The 13,273-nt window shown below is 66.1% G+C and carries 11 protein-coding genes; 8 read left to right on the forward strand and 3 right to left on the reverse strand.

Translation table 11 applies throughout. From position 1 onward, the window contains the following. The first annotated feature begins 31 nt into the window (after positions 1-31). The 4 genes from AB4850_RS20620 (at position 32) to AB4850_RS20635 (ending at position 3,907) form a co-directional block, all read left to right on the forward strand. Positions 32-388 (forward strand): DUF4148 domain-containing protein, encoded by a 357-nt coding sequence (locus AB4850_RS20620; protein ID WP_414444849.1) that lies wholly within the window; start codon positions 32-34, stop codon positions 386-388. Between the two features lie 95 nt (positions 389-483). Then, complete coding sequence (locus tag AB4850_RS20625) at positions 484-1,275, forward strand: response regulator transcription factor (protein WP_414444850.1); 792 nt, start codon at positions 484-486, stop codon at positions 1,273-1,275. Positions 1,276-1,701: 426 nt separating this feature from the next. Next, positions 1,702-3,180 carry a catalase gene (locus tag AB4850_RS20630; protein WP_414445568.1) on the forward strand — a complete coding sequence of 493 codons (1,479 nt, stop codon included), beginning with the start codon at positions 1,702-1,704 and terminating at the stop codon, positions 3,178-3,180. 115 nt (positions 3,181-3,295) lie between these two features. Then, the gene (locus AB4850_RS20635) at positions 3,296-3,907 is read left to right on the forward strand and encodes an ankyrin repeat domain-containing protein (protein ID WP_414444851.1); all 612 of its coding nucleotides are present in this window, start codon (positions 3,296-3,298) and stop codon (positions 3,905-3,907) included. Positions 3,908-3,995: 88 nt separating this feature from the next. On the opposite strand, the gene AB4850_RS20640 is transcribed toward AB4850_RS20635, so the two are convergent. Continuing rightward, positions 3,996-5,201: an MFS transporter gene (locus AB4850_RS20640; RefSeq protein WP_414444852.1), complete on the reverse strand. Its 1,206-nt coding sequence runs from the start codon at positions 5,199-5,201 to the stop codon at positions 3,996-3,998. Positions 5,202-5,312: 111 nt separating this feature from the next. On the opposite strand from AB4850_RS20640, the gene AB4850_RS20645 reads away from it, so the two are divergent. Continuing rightward, positions 5,313-6,302, forward strand: a complete 990-nt coding sequence (locus tag AB4850_RS20645; protein WP_414444853.1) for an AraC family transcriptional regulator — start codon at positions 5,313-5,315, stop codon at positions 6,300-6,302. Positions 6,303-6,315: 13 nt separating this feature from the next. On the opposite strand, the gene AB4850_RS20650 is transcribed toward AB4850_RS20645, so the two are convergent. Next, positions 6,316-7,233 carry a LysR family transcriptional regulator gene (locus AB4850_RS20650; protein WP_414444854.1) on the reverse strand — a complete coding sequence of 306 codons (918 nt, stop codon included), beginning with the start codon at positions 7,231-7,233 and terminating at the stop codon, positions 6,316-6,318. A 109-nt stretch (positions 7,234-7,342) separates the two neighbouring features. Between AB4850_RS20650 and AB4850_RS20655 the strand changes: the two genes are divergently transcribed. Both AB4850_RS20655 and mgrA read left to right on the forward strand, forming a co-directional pair. Beyond that, positions 7,343-7,735 (forward strand): tautomerase family protein, encoded by a 393-nt coding sequence (locus AB4850_RS20655; protein WP_414444855.1) that lies wholly within the window; start codon positions 7,343-7,345, stop codon positions 7,733-7,735. Between the two features lie 175 nt (positions 7,736-7,910). Continuing rightward, positions 7,911-8,954, forward strand: a complete 1,044-nt coding sequence (gene mgrA, locus AB4850_RS20660) for an L-glyceraldehyde 3-phosphate reductase (protein ID WP_414444856.1) — start codon at positions 7,911-7,913, stop codon at positions 8,952-8,954. 78 nt (positions 8,955-9,032) lie between these two features. Here the strand turns inward: mgrA and AB4850_RS20665 are convergent, their stop codons facing one another. After that, entirely contained in the window at positions 9,033-9,611 is a 579-nt protein-coding gene (locus tag AB4850_RS20665; protein ID WP_414444857.1) for a class I SAM-dependent methyltransferase, read from the reverse strand. A gap of 454 nt (positions 9,612-10,065) precedes the next feature. Here AB4850_RS20665 and AB4850_RS20670 point away from each other — a divergent pair, with 454 nt between their 5' ends. Then, positions 10,066-13,263 carry a type VI secretion system Vgr family protein gene (locus tag AB4850_RS20670; protein ID WP_414444858.1) on the forward strand — a complete coding sequence of 1,066 codons (3,198 nt, stop codon included), beginning with the start codon at positions 10,066-10,068 and terminating at the stop codon, positions 13,261-13,263. The last annotated feature ends 10 nt before the right edge of the window (positions 13,264-13,273 follow it).

Genomic DNA, 13,273 nt, shown 5'->3' on the forward strand with positions numbered 1-13,273 from the left:
GCATCCCCAACCTTTATCTGGAGCACTGACCATGAACAAGCTGACCACTCTCGCCATCGCACTTTGCGCCATCACGATCCCGTCGCTGTCGTTCGCACAGACGCAGGCGCCGCTGACGCGCGCCCAGGTCGTCGCCGAACTCGTGCAACTGGAGCAAGCCGGCTACAACGCGTCGGCCGGCGAAGACACCGACTACCCGACGAAGCTGCAAGCCGCCGAAGCGAAGGTGGCCGCCGAGCAGGTGCAACAAGCGCAACAGGCACAAGAAGCACAGCAAGCGCAACAACCGCAACGCGCCGCGATGCCGAAGACGCAAACCTCGGCCTCGATGAGCAACGCGGATTGCGTCGGCCCGGCCAGCTTCTGCAACACGTACTTCGGCAGCTGAGCCATGAGGCCGGTGTCGAAGCGTCGCGCGGGCGCATCCCGCCCGCGCGTGCCGAACCGCAGGACCGAACCCGTGCAACCGATGGGAGGCCGCCGATGAGCCATATCCTCGTGATCGAACCCGACGATGCGCAATACCGGCAGATCGCGGCGGTACTCGGGCAGGAAGGCTTGTGGCCGCAACAGGCGGTCACGGCGCGCGACGCGCTGCATCGCGTGACGGGCGGCGGCTATACGCTGGTGATCGTCGCGCACGACATTGCCGACGTCGACGGGCCGACCATCGTCAGCGCGATGCGCGCAACCGGCGTGAGCGTGCCGATCCTCGCGACCGACGCAAGCGGCAGCATCGAGCGCTGCGTGCGGATGCTGAAGGCCGGCGCCGACGACTATCAGCCCTGGCCGATCGACTTCGATGAGTTGGGTGCCCGTACGCTGGCGCTGCTGCGGCGGCAATCGCGCGCGCCGTTGCCGGCTGACCCGTCGGCCAGCGCGCAGTTGCACGCGGCGGGGATCGTGCTGGACCGGATTCGACGCATCGTGTTCGTCGATTCGACGCTCGTGATGCTGCGCCCCACCGAATTCCGGCTGCTCGAATTCCTGATGCAGAACCAGGATCGTGTCGTCACGCGGCGCATGATTCTCGAGGCCGTATGGCAGCATCATTTCGATCCGGGCACCAACCTGATCGAGGTGCATGTGAAGCAGTTGCGCGGCAAGCTCCACGACCCGAACGGCAAGCGCTTCATTCGCACCGTGCGCCGCGCGGGCTACTATTTTTCGGGCGATGGCGAGCGCCAAGGTGCGGTCGACGCGGAACCGGAGCACGGCGCGGCCACGCGCGCGCGCACCGATGAGACGCGGATGACGGACAGCCTGCACGCCTGACAGAAATACGAGTGAATTATTGCCGATGTGCGATTGCACCCGGTAAAAATCGGCAATTGCAATTGATGCGACGCAGTAATTAATTATCAGAAAATGGCTATCACGATTTTTAAAATCGTGCTTTGAGTTGCAGGGAAATATCGGATTGCTGATCAATTGAGGGTTGCTTGAGGAAGGCTGCGAGCCTTATCCGGAAAGGGTTTGAAGGCGGTCATGAACGACCGTGGCCAGCCGATCCGGGCATCTGATTGAGCATCGCTATTTCCGCTATTGCGAATTCCAATTGGAGCGTTTTGCTTCGAATAAATAGCATCCATTTCGTCCCGATTTGCCACATCCCCAGTGGTATCACTTCCTCACGGAGACGAAATGAAGAAGCAAAACAATCAGTCGCGTTGGGCGATTCCGGTGGCTGTCGGCCTGCTGATGTCGTCGTCGGCGTTTGCCGCGAACCTGACGCGCGATAACGGTTCGCCCGTCGGCGACAACCAGAATTCGCAAACGGCCGGCCCCGCCGGCCCGGTCCTCCTGCAGGATTCCCATCTGATCGAAAAGCTGCAGCGCTTCGACCGCGAGCGGATTCCCGAGCGCGTCGTGCATGCGCGCGGCACCGGCGCGTTCGGCGAGTTCGTGGCCGATGCGGATATCTCCGATCTGTCGCGCGCCAAGGTGTTCGTGCCCGGCGAGCATACGCCGGTGTTCGTGCGCTTCTCGACGGTGATGGGCTATCGCGGCTCGCCCGAACAGGCGCGCGACCCGCGCGGCTTCGCCACCAAGTTCTATACGAGCGAGGGCAACTGGGATCTGGTCGGCATCAACCTGCCGATCTTCTTTATCCGCGATGCGATCAAGTTCCCCGATTTCGTTCACGCCAACAAGCCGAGCGCGGTGACCGGCGTGCAGGATGCGAACCTCGCGTTCGACTTCTTCGCGCACGCTCCCGAAGCGACCAACATGCTCACGCGCCTCTACAGCGACGAAGGCATGCCCGATTCGTACCGGCGCATGGACGGCTTCGGCGTGCATGCGTTCAAGCTCGTCAACGCGCAGGGCCAGGTGCATTACGTGAAGTTCCACTGGAAGAGCGAGCAGGGCATGGAAGGGATTCGTCCGAAGGACATCCCGGCCTCGATCGGCCGCGACTGGAACCTGATGTCGAACGATCTGTACGGCGCGCTCAAGCGCGGCGACGATCCGAAGTGGGACCTGTATATCCAGGTGCTGAACCCGGACGATCTCGACAAGTTCGATTTCAATGCGCTCGACGACACCAAGGTGTGGAGCAACGTGCCGGAGCGCAAGATCGGCACGATGGTGCTGAACCGCGTGCCGGACAACTACTTCGAGACGACCGAGGAATCGGCGTTCGCGCCGTCGCGCATGGTGCCGGGCATCGAGCCGTCGGAAGACCGCATGCTGCAAGGGCGGATGTTCTCGTACGCCGACACGCAGATGTACCGCATCGGGCCGAACTTCAACTCGCTGCCGATCAACCGCCCGCGCGTGCCGGTCGTCAACAATAATCAGGATGGCTTGATGAATGCGGGCGACCGCAAGGGCGAGGTCAACTACGAGCCGTCCACGCTCGGCGAGATCCCGCAGGACCCGCAATACAAGTACGTGCAGACGCCGCTGCACGGCACCACCCAGCAGGCCGCGATCCACAAGACGATGAACTTCGGCCAGGCCGGCGAGTACTACCGCTCGCTGTCGTCGCAGGGCAAGGCGGATCTGGTGACGGCGCTGTCGGCCGACCTGAACCACGTCACCAACGACGACAACAAGATCACCATGCTGTCGTACTTCTACAAGGCCGATGCCGATTACGGCAAGCGCCTGGCCGCCGCGACCCACGCCGATCTGTCGCGCGTGCAGTCGCAAGCCGCGTCGCTGAGCGACAAGTAAGCGGCGTGCCGGTGCCGCCTCGCGCGGCATCGGCAGGGCAGGCGGGCGCATCGGCCATGCGCTCGCCCGCCGGCTCGTGCATCGCATGCCCCATTTCCCGACGGAGCCTTATGACATGCCCTTCCGCAGCATCGACTCCCTCCGCTTCAAGGCCGCGCTCGCCGCGCTGCTGCTTTCGCTCGGCGCCTGCACGGCGCCTGTGCTCCACAAGCCGGAGCCCGGCGCTGCGGTGCCGGACGTTCATCATTACGACGACGACTGGTTCGCCGCGGCCCGGCTTGGCCGTACCGACATCCTCGACGCGCTGCTCCAGGCGGGGTATCCGATAAACGCGACGACGCGCCAGGGCTATACGGCGCTGATCCTGACGGCCTACGATGCGCAGCCGCAGGCGATGGATTTCCTGCTGTCGCACGGCGCGAACGCCTGCGTGGGCGACCGCAACGGCAACACCGCGCTGATGGGCGCGATCTTCAAGGGCGAACTCGACACCGCGCGGCGCCTGATGAACACGCCGTGCGCGATCGATCAGGTCAACCATTCGGGCGAGACGGCGCTGTCGTTCGCCGCGTTGTTCGGGCGGCTCGACCTGCTGCCCGAGCTGGTCAAGCGCGGCGCGAACCCGGATCACGCCGACGCGCGCGGCACCACGGCGTTGCGGCTCGCGCAGGCGCAGGGCAACGATGCCGCCTATCACGCGCTGCTGACGGTGGGCGCGACGCGCTGAACCGGCGGGCGGCTGCCCGAATGAAAACAGGCCGCACGCGCTCGCCGGAACGAGACGCGTGCGGCCTGTTCGGCCCGCGCAGTGCGGCTTACCTGGCTTGCTTCAGTTCGCGCCGCACCGGCACGCCGGCCACGATGGTTGCGACTGCAACGATCAGCACCACGGCCGCTGCGACGAACACGCCGGTCGCACCGCGCGAATCGAACACCACGCCGCCGGCCGCCGCGCCCAGCGAGATCGCCAGCTGCACGGCCGCCACGATCAGGCCGCCGGCGCTTTCCGCCTCGTCGGGCACGGTGCGCGTGACCCAGGTGGTCCAGGCCACCGGCACGCCGCCGAACGCCGCGCCCCACAAGGCCACCAGCACCGCATCGACCAGCGGCAGCCGGCCGAACAGCGACAGCGCCACCCCGAGCACCACCATCAGCGCCGGCATCGCGATCATCATCGGCCGCAGCCCGCGCTCGAGCACGCGGCCCGCCACCGGCGTGAACAGGAAGTTCGCCACGCCGTAGCCGAGCAGGATCATCGACAGCGCGTTGACGCCCACGCCGGCCACGTCTTCGAGGAACGGGCGCAGGTAGGTGAAGAACGCGAAGTGGCCGGTAAACACCAGCGTGACGGCGAACATGCCGATGCCGACGGTCGGCCGGCGCAGCACGTCGATCAGCGTGCGCAGGCGCGTGGTGCCGCTCGGCGCCATCGAAGGCAACGTGGCGAACTGGGCCGCGAACGCGATCGCGCCGATTGCCGCCGCTGCGTAGAACACGTTGCGCCAACCGATCAGGTGCCCGAAATAACTGCCGAGCGGCGCGGCGGCGATGGTCGCCACGGCCACGCCGCTGAAGATGATCGACAGCGCGCGCGGCACCATCGCGGCCGGTACCAGCCGCATGGTGGTGGCGGCCGACATGGTCCAGAAGCCGCCGAGCGCGATGCCGAGCAGCACGCGCCCGATCAGGATCGCGCCGAAGCCGCTGGCCGAGGCCACCATCACGTTCGAGGCGATCAGCATCAGCGAGAACGCCAGCAGCACGCGGCGGCGGTCGATTCCGCGTGTCGCCACGGCGGTCAGCAGGCTGGTGACGAGCGCCACCGCGGCGGTCACGGTGACGGCCTGGCCGGCCGTGCCTTCGGTGATGCCGAGGCTGTCGGCGAGCGGCGTGAGCAGGCTCGCGGGCAGGAATTCGGCCGTGACGAGCCCGAACACGCCGAGCGACATCGCATACACGGCGCTCCATGCGGGATGGGCGACGGGGATCGCGGTGTCGGGGGTGGGGGTGGCGATTTCCATGGGTGTGTAGCGTCCGCTCAGGGTTTACGACGAGCGCACAGATTACGGATCAGCGGGATGACGGTCTATGACATACAATCCGCAAAACTTGATCAATCGTCCGAAACAACGATGCCCGAACTCCGCGGATTCGACCCCGACAGCCACGATCTCGTCAGCGAGCTGCTGCTCGGCATGCGCCTGAAGGGCGTGCAATACCGGCGCATTCACGTCGCGCCGCCGTTCGGCATGCGCCTGAACAACGCGCCCGATTGCGCGCAGTTCCACTTCGTCGGGCGCGGCACGGCGCTGCTGCGCGCGGCGAGCGGCGAGACCATCGAGCTGCGCGCGGGCGACGCCGTGCTGATGCCGCACGGCGGCCTGCATTCGTTGCTGTCGGCGCCGGATGTTCCGTGCACCGAGATCACCGAGTTCGATTCTTCGAAGTTGTGCGAAACGATCGCGGCGATCAACGCGATGCACGAGGATCGGCTCGCGAGCGGCGAGGTGGCCGACGACGTGCTGATCTTCAGCGGCTGGATGGAGCTGGACCTCGGCGGGATGCAGCCGCTGGTCGCGTCGATGCCCGAGATCATGCATGTGGGCACGCTGCTCGAACGCTACCCCGAGCTGCGCGCGATGCTCGATGCGATGGAGCGCGAATCGTGTCTGGAGCGCGCCGGTTTTGCGGCGGTGCTGGCGCGGCTGGCCGACGTGGTGGCCGCGTTCATCGTGCGCGGCTGGGTGGAGTGCGGCTGCGGCGATGCCGAGGGCTGGGTGCAGGCGCTGCGCGACCCGCGCCTGGGCCGCGCGATCGTCGCGCTGCATCGCGAGCCGGGCCGCAACTGGACGGTGGCCGAGCTGGCCGCCGAGGCTGGCAATTCGCGTTCGGTGTTTGCCGAGCGCTTCGTGGCGGCCACCGGCATGACGCCGGTGCGCTACCTGACCGAGCTGCGCATGCGGCTGGCCGCGCAGTGGATCGCGCGCGACCGCGAACCGATCGAGGCCGTGTCGTATCGGCTCGGTTACGGTTCGCTCGCCGCGTTCAGCCGCGCGTTCAAGCGCACCATCGGCCGGCCGCCCGGCGCGGTGCGCGCGCAGGGCGAGGGCGTGGCGGGCTGAGGCAAGCCTCGCTTCAGCGGCCCTTGCCCTGCCGCGCCTGATCGGCGAACGACGCCGCGACCGATTCGGTCAGCACCGCCACCGCGCGCTTGAAATTGCCGAGTTGCGGCGCAAACACCAGCCAGATGTCGAGCTTCAGGTCGAAATCGCCGGCCTCGATCACGCGCAACTGGCGGCGCCACGGGCTGGCTTTCAGCACGGCGTGCGGCACCAGCCCGAGGCCGAGCCCGCTGGCGACGAGCCGCAATTGCATGTCCGTGTCATAGGTATCCACGCCGAGCCGGAGCGCGTGGCCCTGGTCGGCCAGCGCGCGTTCGAGCGCGGCGCGATAGCCGCATCCGTCCGGGTTCAGAATCCATTCGTGCGCCGCCAGCGATGCTATCGCGGCGCGGCGCTCGGCCAGCGGCTTCGCGGCGCTCTGCACGACCTTCACGTCGAAGCGCGCGACGCGGCTGCCGGCCAGGCCGTCCGGCAGCGGGGCGTCTTCCGGCAACATCAGCATCGCCGCGTCGAGCGCACCGCGCTCGATCCTGTCCTGCAGGCGCGTGCTCCAGTCGGTCAGCAGCTTCACCTCCAGCGCCGCGAAGCGCTGCTTCATCGCCACCACCGCATCGAACATCACGATATCGGCCAGCACCTGCGGCAGGCCGAAGCGCAGCGTGCCCACCGGCGCGGCGTCGTCGCGCGCGATGTCGTGCAGCTGTTCCAGCGCGCGCAGCAGCGGCACGGCCTGCTCGTAGATGCGGCCCGCCAGCGCGGTGGGGCGCGGCGGCTTGGCGTTGCGGTCGAACAGCGTCGCGCCGAGCATCGCTTCCAGGCGCTGGATGCGCTTCGACACGGTGGATTGCGACACGTACAGGCCGGTGGCGGCGCGCGTGAGCGAGGCCGCGTCGATCACCGCGATAAACGATCTGAGTTCGTCAATCATCATTCCGATTCGTCATGTTGATGATGAATATCATTCTCTTGTGGAAACATGGCCGTCAGCCTACTCTGAACATCCGCTGCACGCCAGTGCCGCATCCTCCACGGAGAATCTCATGCCCCTCGCACGAATCAGCCTGTCCAAGGACACCTCGCCCGAAGTCGTCAAGGCGATCAGCGATACGGTGTACGAAGCGATGACCACCGTCGCCAACGTGCCGCCGAACGACAAGTTCCAGGTCATCTCGCGGCACGCGCCCGACGAGCTGATCTACCCGGCCGACGGCTATCTCGGCGTCACGTACACGCCGAGCATCGTGTTCATCCAGGTCACCTGGAACGCCGGCCGCACGGTGGAGGTGAAGAAGGCGTTCTATCGCGCCGTGGCCGACGGCATTCACGCGAAAACCGGCCTGCGCAAGGAAGATGTCTGGATCAACCTGGTGGACGTCGCGCGCGAGGACTGGTCGTTCGGCAACGGCGAGATGCATTACGCGCCGAAGGATTGAGCGGCGCGAGAGCAGCGCACAGGTCCGCCGATCTATTTCGAAAATAGATCAATGCGATCTGCAGAATCCATTTCCCTGAACTGCCGGCTGTCCCTACACTTGGCGTTTTGCAGGCGACCCGCCCGGTTTCGCAACGGCGAAGCCGGGTAGTCCCACGGTTCAGGAGAGACGACCCATGACGCAGTATCTGGCTGATTCGAATCGATACAAGGACGCGATGCCGTACCGTCGCGTTGGCCGCAGCGGGATGGTGCTTCCCGCCATCTCGCTGGGCCTCTGGCAGAACTTCGGCGGCGTAGACGTGTTCGAGACGGGCCGCGCCGTGCTGCGCCGCGCGTTCGATCGCGGCGTCACGCACTTCGATCTGGCCAACAACTACGGCCCGCCGGCCGGCTCCGCCGAGGAGAATTTCTCGCGCTGGCTGGCCGCTGATTTCAAACCGTATCGCGACGAACTCGTGATCTCGACCAAGGCCGGCTGGCAGATGTGGCCCGGCCCGTACGGCGGCCCGACCGGCACGCGCAAGCACCTGATCGCGAGCTGCGAGCAGAGCCTGCGCCGCATGAAGCTCGATTACGTCGACATCTTCTATTCGCATCGCGTCGACGCGAACACGCCGCTCGACGAAACGATGGGCGCGCTCGTGCAACTGCATCGGCAGGGCAAGGCGCTGTATGTCGGCATCTCGTCGTATTCGCCGGAACTGACGCGCGAAGCCGAGAAGATCCTGCGCGCCGAGGGCGTGCCGCTGTTCATTCACCAGCCGAACTATTCGATGCTGAACCGCAGCATCGAGCACGGCCTGCTGCCGACGCTCGAGGAATTGGGCGTGGGCTGCATCGGCTTCTCGCCGCTCGCGCAGGGCTTGCTGACCTCGAAATATCTGAAGGAGGTGCCGGCCGACGCCCGCGTGGGCCGCAGCGGGTCGATGAACGCCGGCATGCTCAACGAGCAGAACCTGGAGCGCATCCGTGCGCTGAATGCGATCGCGGAACGGCGGGGCCAGACGCTCGCGCAGATGGCGATCGCCTGGACGCTGCGCGACCCGCGCGTGTCGTCCACGCTGATCGGTGCGCGCACGGTGGCGCAGCTCGACGATTCGCTCGACGCGGTCAAGCAACTGACGTTCACGGCCGAGGAACTGGCCGAGATCGATCGTCACGCGCAGGACGGCAACGTCGATCTCTGGAAGGTGTCGTCGGGCATCGGCGCAAGCTGAACGACAACGGCGGCCGGTTGCCGCCGTTCAATCGCAGGATGGAGGCGGGCGGCGCGAGCGATTTCGCGCCGCCCGTTTTCATTTGCGTGAAATTCGGTAAACAGCGGCCGGCGGCAGGTTGCGGATCACGCGGCCCACGCAGGTCGCCTTCAGGCCCAGCGCGTCGAGCGTGGCACGCGGAATCGGGCAGCGAAACCCGTAGGTGAACTGAAAGAACGCACCGTCTTCGCGCAGATAGTGGAATGCGCCTCCCAGGATCGCGGCCACCTTCGGCTTCGGCATCGACAGCAGCGGCAGGCCGCTGACCACCGAGCCGACCGATTGCGGCAGCGCCACGCCGAGCGATTCGAGCCTGGCCGCGTCGCCGATCACGATCTTCGCGTCGGGAAAACGCTGGGCCAGCAGCGCCGCGAAACGGTCGGTGTTGTCGACCAGGATCAGGTCGCGCTGGGCCACGCCGCGCCTGAGCAGCGCCTTGGTGAAGACGCCGGTGCCGGCGCCGAGTTCGAGCACGGGGCCGTCGGAGCCGGTGATCTCGCGTGTGATCAGGCGGCCTAGCGGCTCGCCGGACGGCGCGATCGCGGCGACGTTCAGCGGATTCTCGAACCAGGACCTCAGGAAGAACAACAGATCGGACGATGCGCTTCGGAGTCGCATGTGGCGAACACCTCGTGAGAAGGTGAGCGCAAGGCGCGCGCACCGGAACGGTAGAGGAAACGCGACGGCTGCCCGCGCGGGCGCGCCGGAAAAGCAAAACGACTCGTAGTGTTGCATCGTTTTGTGGCCGAAAAAAGGCTCGTCATAGTTCGTTTCATTTTCTTGGGACGAACCGGCCGGATCTGTCCGACCCGTAAGGCCGATGCCATCTTGGCGTCATGAATCGCCGATCAAACCGGGTAATCACGACGAGAAAAAATTACTCGATTCATATCTCGATCATTTTGATTCGGCATGAATTGCCTGTTATCGAATAATCGATTTGTTGAAAGAAGGTGAAATCTCGATTGTCATCGGCATGGCGTTCACGATTGACTAACTCGCCGGTTACAATCGCCAATCGATTGATCAGACGCTTTCCGAGAGCACTGGATAAGAACAAGGGCGAACCACCATGAACGTGCAGGATATCGCGGGGGCGATACAGGCCGGTGTGATTCAGCAGGACCGGCTCGTGAAACTCGATACCCCGCTCGGGGCCGATAAACTGGTCATACAACGCGTCGTCGGCCGTTCGACGGTGGGGCGCGATTACACCTTTACGCTCGACGTCGTTTCCTCCGACGACGACATCGCGTTGAAATCGCTGATCGCGCAAGCGGTCACGCTGTGGATTCAACAGGCCGATGCCAGTTATCGGCCGATTCAGGGCCATGTATTCACCGCGCGCCGGCTCGGCGCCGACGGCGGCCTGACCACGTATCAATTGACTGTCAGCGCGTGGCTGCATCTGCTGCATTTTCGGCGCGATCAGAAAATCTGGATCGACAAGAGCGCCGATGCGATCGTCACCGATATTTTCAATGCGCATCCCGAGGCGCAGGGGCATTTCCGTTTCGCGCTGTCGCAACCGGCCGCGAATCGTTCCTTTACGCGGCAAAGTGAAACCGACTGGAATTTCGTCCATCGGCTGTTCGAGAGCGAAGGCTGGTTCGGTTATTGGGAGCAGGGCAGCGACGGTAAATCGCATACGCTTGTCGTGACCGATGCGATTGCATCGTTGCCCGAACTATCGCCGGCTACCGTCAACTTCGCACGCATGGCGACCGGTGCCGAAACCGATGCGCTGACGCAGTGGTCCGGCACGCGCACGCTGCAGAGCGTCACGCTGACCACGCGCACGTTCGACTACAAGAACCCGTCGGTGCCGGCGAACCCGAAAGGCACGCAGACGCCGACCATGGGAAACCAGGGCGCGCTGCCCGATCAGCTCGACGTGTACGAGTACACCGGCGGCTATACGTTCGGCGACCAGTCGCACGGCGACAAGCTCTCGCAGGTCCGCATGGAGGAATGGGAGTCGCAGGCCAAGCGCTTTCACGGCGCGGGCGGCGTGCGTGCGCTCGATGCCGGCCGCCGCTTCACGCTGGCCGATCACCCGGTGCACGACGGCGACCCCGCCGCGCAGCGCGAATTCGCCGCGATCGAGGTGGCGTGGTGGATCGAGAACAACCTGCCGGTGACCGGCGCGCCGCACTTTCCGCACAGCCTCGAAGCCGCGCTGGCCGAGGCGCGTGCCGAGGACGCGGCCGAGCAGGTCGCGCACGACGATGGCTCGGTGGGGTTCTATCGCGTTGCGGTCGAGGCGCAGCGGACCAACGTGCCGTATCGCAGCCCGGTCGAGCATCGCAAGCCCGAGATGCATCTGGAGACGGCGATCGTGGTCGGCCCGGATGGCGAGGAGGTGTATACCGACAAGCTGAACCGCATTCGCGTGCGTTTTGTCTGGGATCGCGTGAACCCCGGCGACCAGGGCGCGTCGACGTGGGTGCGCGTGGTGCAATCCGATACCGGCGGCGGCTACGGCGGCGTGCATATGCCGCGGGTGGGCGAGGAAGTGCTGATCGACCATATCGGCGGCGATTGCGATCGGCCGATCGCCGTGGCGCGGGTCTATAACGGCCAGGCCACGCCGCAATGGCACAGCAACGGCATCCTGTCGGGCCATCGCTCGAAGGAGTATGCCGGCAGCGGCTACAACCAGATGGTGCTCGACGACGCCACCGGCCAGAACCGCCTGCAACTGATGAGCAGCAGTGCGAACAGTTTGCTGCACCTCGGCTACCTGATCGACCAGAGCGGCAATTCGCGCGGCGGGTATCTGGGCAGCGGGTTCGATCTGCGTACCGACGATTACGGCGCCGTGCGTGCGACGCAGGGGCTGTACGTCACCACGCATCCGAAGGCCGCGAACAGCCAGCCGCTCGACGTGCGCGAAACCCAGCAGCAACTGGTGGGCGCGGAAAGCCTGGTCGAATCGCTGTCGTCCGTCAGCGTGCAGCATCAGGCCGAAAGCCTGCAGGATGCGCACGACGCGTTGCGCGAGTTGACCGACGCGACGCAGAGCAGCCGCAGCGGCGCGGCTGCCTCGGGCGGCAACACGGCCGGCGGCGGCACCGGCAGCGCCAACGTTTTTCAGCAACCGGTGATGGTGTTCGGCAGCCCGTCCGGCATCGGCATCTCGACGCAGCAATCCGTGCATCTGGCCGCCGCGCAGCACATCAATCTCGTCAGCGGGCAGAGCACCCACCTCGTCGCCGGCAAGTCGTTGATCGCGAGCATCGGCCAGAAACTGAGCCTGTTCGTGCAGGGCGCCGGCATGAAGCTGTTCGCCGCGAAGGGCAAGGTCGAGATTCAGGCGCAGGACGACAACGTCGAGGTGACCGCGCAGAAAACCGTCAAGCTGCTGTCCGCCACCGATTCCGTGCAGTTGGCGGCCGACCAGGGCATCTTGCTGACCAGCGGCGGCGGCTATATCCGGCTGTCGGGCGGCAACATCGAGATCCACGCGCCGGGCACCGTCGACGTGAAGGGCGCGTCGCATACGTTCGCGGGGCCGGCCAGCATGGGTTATCCGCTGCCGTCCGCGCGGCCCGATCAGCCGGGGCAACTGGAATTGCTGCATCAGTATGCGAACGGCGAGGCCGTGAAGGGCGGGCTGTTCTCGGTGCTCGACGCGAACGGCGGCGTGCTGCGCCAGGGCGCGCTCGACGCGAGCGGCAAGGCCGTGGTGAGCGGCTTGCCGCCCGGCGTGGTGCAGGTGGCGTTCGGCAAGGACCCGCGCGTGCAGAGCGACAAGGCCAGCGAATTCGCACCGCCCACCTGGCCGGCGGCCGCCGATACGGCGAGCGCCGATGCGGGGCCGGCCGCGCAATCGCGGCTCGGGTCCTTGCTGCCTTCGGCGGGGGCGCTGCCTTCGTTGGCGTCGTTGGCGTCGGTGGCGAAGACGGCGAGCAGCGTGGCCGGTGCGGTGGGCTCGGCGTCGTCCGGCGGGGTGGGCGGCATGCTCGGTGCGGCTGGTTCGCTTGCGTCGAAGGGGCTCGGTGCGATGGGGGGCAGCAGCGGTGCGCTCGGCAATGTCGCCGGGTTGGCCGGCATGGCCGGTTCGGTTGCTTCGGGGGGAACGTCCGCGCTCACGGGCGCGATCGCTTCGAAGGGAATGGGCATGGCGCAGCAGGCCCTGGGCAGTGTCCTGCCGTCGGGAGCGCAGGGCGCGTTGGCGCAGGCCGGTGCGCTGAAAAACACCGCGCAGCAGCTTGGCGGCCTCGCACAAAGTGCGAAGGGCGCTGCCGCCGCGTTGAAAATGGTGTGACGCAGGTCGC

The sequence above is a fragment of the Burkholderia sp. 22PA0106 genome (genome assembly GCF_047497155.1).
Lineage (GTDB): Bacteria > Pseudomonadota > Gammaproteobacteria > Burkholderiales > Burkholderiaceae > Burkholderia.

What these genes read in the sequence shown, in the direction of transcription:
- AB4850_RS20620 (WP_414444849.1), top strand. Translation starts at nt 32, where the DNA reads ATGAACAAGCTGACCACTCTCGCCATCGCACTTTGCGCCATCACGATC.
- AB4850_RS20625 (WP_414444850.1), top strand. Translation starts at nt 484, where the DNA reads ATGAGCCATATCCTCGTGATCGAACCCGACGATGCGCAATACCGGCAG.
- AB4850_RS20630 (WP_414445568.1), top strand. Translation starts at nt 1,702, where the DNA reads ATGTCGTCGTCGGCGTTTGCCGCGAACCTGACGCGCGATAACGGTTCG.
- AB4850_RS20635 (WP_414444851.1), top strand. Translation starts at nt 3,296, where the DNA reads ATGCCCTTCCGCAGCATCGACTCCCTCCGCTTCAAGGCCGCGCTCGCC.
- AB4850_RS20640 (WP_414444852.1), bottom strand. Translation starts at nt 5,201, where the DNA reads ATGGAAATCGCCACCCCCACCCCCGACACCGCGATCCCCGTCGCCCAT.
- AB4850_RS20645 (WP_414444853.1), top strand. Translation starts at nt 5,313, where the DNA reads ATGCCCGAACTCCGCGGATTCGACCCCGACAGCCACGATCTCGTCAGC.
- AB4850_RS20650 (WP_414444854.1), bottom strand. Translation starts at nt 7,233, where the DNA reads ATGATGATTGACGAACTCAGATCGTTTATCGCGGTGATCGACGCGGCC.
- AB4850_RS20655 (WP_414444855.1), top strand. Translation starts at nt 7,343, where the DNA reads ATGCCCCTCGCACGAATCAGCCTGTCCAAGGACACCTCGCCCGAAGTC.
- mgrA (WP_414444856.1), top strand. Translation starts at nt 7,911, where the DNA reads ATGACGCAGTATCTGGCTGATTCGAATCGATACAAGGACGCGATGCCG.
- AB4850_RS20665 (WP_414444857.1), bottom strand. Translation starts at nt 9,611, where the DNA reads ATGCGACTCCGAAGCGCATCGTCCGATCTGTTGTTCTTCCTGAGGTCC.
- AB4850_RS20670 (WP_414444858.1), top strand. Translation starts at nt 10,066, where the DNA reads ATGAACGTGCAGGATATCGCGGGGGCGATACAGGCCGGTGTGATTCAG.